Annotated in this window: 1 rRNA gene; it reads left to right on the top strand. The window is 49.9% G+C overall.

The annotated features are described in order from the left end of the window. Positions 1 to 46 precede the first annotated feature (46 nt). Positions 47 to 2,934: ribosomal RNA gene (locus tag XM47_RS18585) — 23S ribosomal RNA — on the top strand. Positions 2,935 to 2,979: the final 45 nt, after the last annotated feature.

Raw genomic sequence — 2,979 nt, 5'->3', positions numbered from 1 at the left:
AACTTTACCTCACGCTTAGGCGGTGAGATAAATATTCGGGTTGTATGGTTAAGTGACTAAGCGTATACGGTGGATGCCTTGGCAATTGGAGGCGATGAAGGACGTGTTAATCTGCGATAAGCTTAGACGAGCTGATAAAAAGCGTTATAGTCTAAGATTTCCGAATGGGGCAACCCACCTTTTTTAAGGTATCTTGCACTGAATACATAGGTGTAAGAAGCAAACCCGGAGAACTGAAACATCTAAGTACCCGGAGGAAGAGAAATCAACCGAGATTCCCTAAGTAGCGGCGAGCGAAAGGGGAACAGCCGATGATGATGAAAATAGTGGAGCATTCTGGAAAGTTTGGCCATAGCGAGTGATAGCCTCATACACGAAGTTTTCATCATCACGTATTAAGTAGGTCGGGACACGTGTTATCTTGACTGAAGACGGGGGGACCATCCTCCAAGGCTAAATACTCCCAATTGACCGATAGTGAACCAGTACCGTGAGGGAAAGGCGAAAAGAACCCCTGTGAGGGGAGTGAAATAGAACCTGAAACCGTATACGTACAAGCAGTGGGAGCAGACTTGTTCTGTGACTGCGTACCTTTTGTATAATGGGTCAGCGACTTATATTTAGTAGCAAGGTTAACCGAATAGGGGAGCCGTAGCGAAAGCGAGTGTTAACTGCGCGTTTAGTTGCTAGGTATAGACCCGAAACCCGGCGATCTACCCATGGGCAGGTTGAAGGTTGAGTAACATCAACTGGAGGACCGAACCGACTTATGTTGAAAAATGAGCGGATGACTTGTGGGTCGGAGTGAAAGGCTAATCAAGCCGGGAGATAGCTGGTTCTCCCCGAAAGCTATTTAGGTAGCGCCTCGGACGAATACCTCAGGGGGTAGAGCACTGTTAAGGCTAGGGGGTCATCCCGACTTACCAACCCTTTGCAAACTCCGAATACCTGAGAGTACTATCCGGGAGACACACGGCGGGTGCTAACGTCCGTCGTGAAGAGGGCAACAACCCAGACCGCCAGCTAAGGTCCCAAATACTAATTAAGTGGGAAACGATGTGGGAAGGCTTAGACAGCTAGGAGGTTGGCTTAGAAGCAGCCACCCTTTAAAGAAAGCGTAATAGCTCACTAGTCGAGTCGGCCTGCGCGGAAGATGTAACGGGGCTAAATTAGTAACCGAAGCTGCGGATTTGTGATTTATCACAAGTGGTAGGGGAGCGTTCTGTAAGCGGTTGAAGGTGTGCTGTAAGGCATGCTGGACGTATCAGAAGTGCGAATGCTGACATGAGTAACGATAATGGGGGTGAAAAACCCCCACGCCGGAAGACCAAGGTTTCCTGTCCCATGCTAATCAGGGCAGGGTAAGTCGGCCCCTAAGGTGAGACCGAGAGGTGTAATCGATGGGAAACGGGTTAATATTCCCGTACTTTTTATAACTGCGACGGAGAGACGGAGCAGGCTAGGCTAGCATGGCGTTGGTAGTCCATGTGAAAGGTTGTAGGTTGTGTGTTTAGGCAAATCCGGACACACCTCTTAAGTGAGAGACTGAGAACTGAGACGAGTCACTAAGGTGATGAAGTAGTTGATGCCATACTTCCAGGAAAATCTTCTAAGCTTCAGGTTATAAAGAACCGTACCCCAAACCGACACAGGTGGTCAGGTAGAGAATACTAAGGCGCTTGAGAGAACTCGGGTGAAGGAACTAGGCAAAATAGTACCGTAACTTCGGGAGAAGGTACGCTCCCTAGTGTGAAGTCCTTGCGACGTAAGCACAGGGGAGTCGAAGTAACCAGGTGGCTGGAACTGTTTATTAAAAACACAGCACTGTGCAAACACGAAAGTGGACGTATACGGTGTGACACCTGCCCGGTGCCGGAAGGTTAATTGATGGGGTTAGTTTTCGGACGAAGCTCTTGATCGAAGCCCCGGTAAACGGCGGCCGTAACTATAACGGTCCTAAGGTAGCGAAATTCCTTGTCGGGTAAGTTCCGACCTGCACGAATGGTGTAATCATGGCCACGCTGTCTCCACCCGAGACTCAGTGAAATTGAAATCGCAGTGAAGATGCTGTGTACCCGCGGCTAGACGGAAAGACCCCGTGAACCTTTACTACAGCTTGGCAGTGAACATTGAACCTACATGTGTAGGATAGGTGGGAGGCTTTGAAGCGTTGTCGCCAGATAGCGTGGAGCCATCCTTGAAATACCACCCTTGTATGTTTGATGTTCTAACCTAGGTCCCTTATCGGGATTAGGGACATTGCCTGGTGGGTAGTTTGACTGGGGCGGTCTCCTCCCAAAGAGTAACGGAGGAGCACGAAGGTTGGCTAAGTACGGTCGGACATCGTACGGTTAGTGTAATGGCATAAGCCAGCTTAACTGCGAGACAGACACGTCGAGCAGGTACGAAAGTAGGTCATAGTGATCCGGTGGTTCTGAATGGAAGGGCCATCGCTCAACGGATAAAAGGTACTCCGGGGATAACAGGCTGATACCGCCCAAGAGTTCATATCGACGGCGGTGTTTGGCACCTCGATGTCGGCTCATCACATCCTGGGGCTGAAGTCGGTCCCAAGGGTATGGCTGTTCGCCATTTAAAGTGGTACGCGAGCTGGGTTTAGAACGTCGTGAGACAGTTCGGTCCCTATCTGCCGTGGGCGTTTGAGAATTGAGGGGGGCTTCTCCTAGTACGAGAGGACCGGAGTGGACGAACCTCTGGTGTTCGGGTTGTCATGCCAATGGCATTGCCCGGTAGCTAAGTTCGGAATCGATAACCGCTGAAAGCATCTAAGCGGGAAGCGAGCCCCGAGATGAGTTCTCACAGAGCCTTGAGCTCCTGTAGGGTCCTTATAGACTATGAGGTTGATAGGTAGGGTGTGTAAGTGCTGCGAGGCATTGAGCTAACCTATACTAATTACCCGTGCGGCTTAACCATACAACGCCGAATGTTTATTGGTTGATTTGATTGAACGATAAGATT

This window comes from Catenovulum maritimum (assembly GCF_001050375.1).
In the GTDB taxonomy this organism is placed as follows: Bacteria; Pseudomonadota; Gammaproteobacteria; order Enterobacterales; family Alteromonadaceae; genus Catenovulum; species Catenovulum maritimum.
The sequence above is the reverse complement of the archived record's forward strand: the minus strand, read 5'-3'. Positions and strand labels throughout refer to the sequence as shown.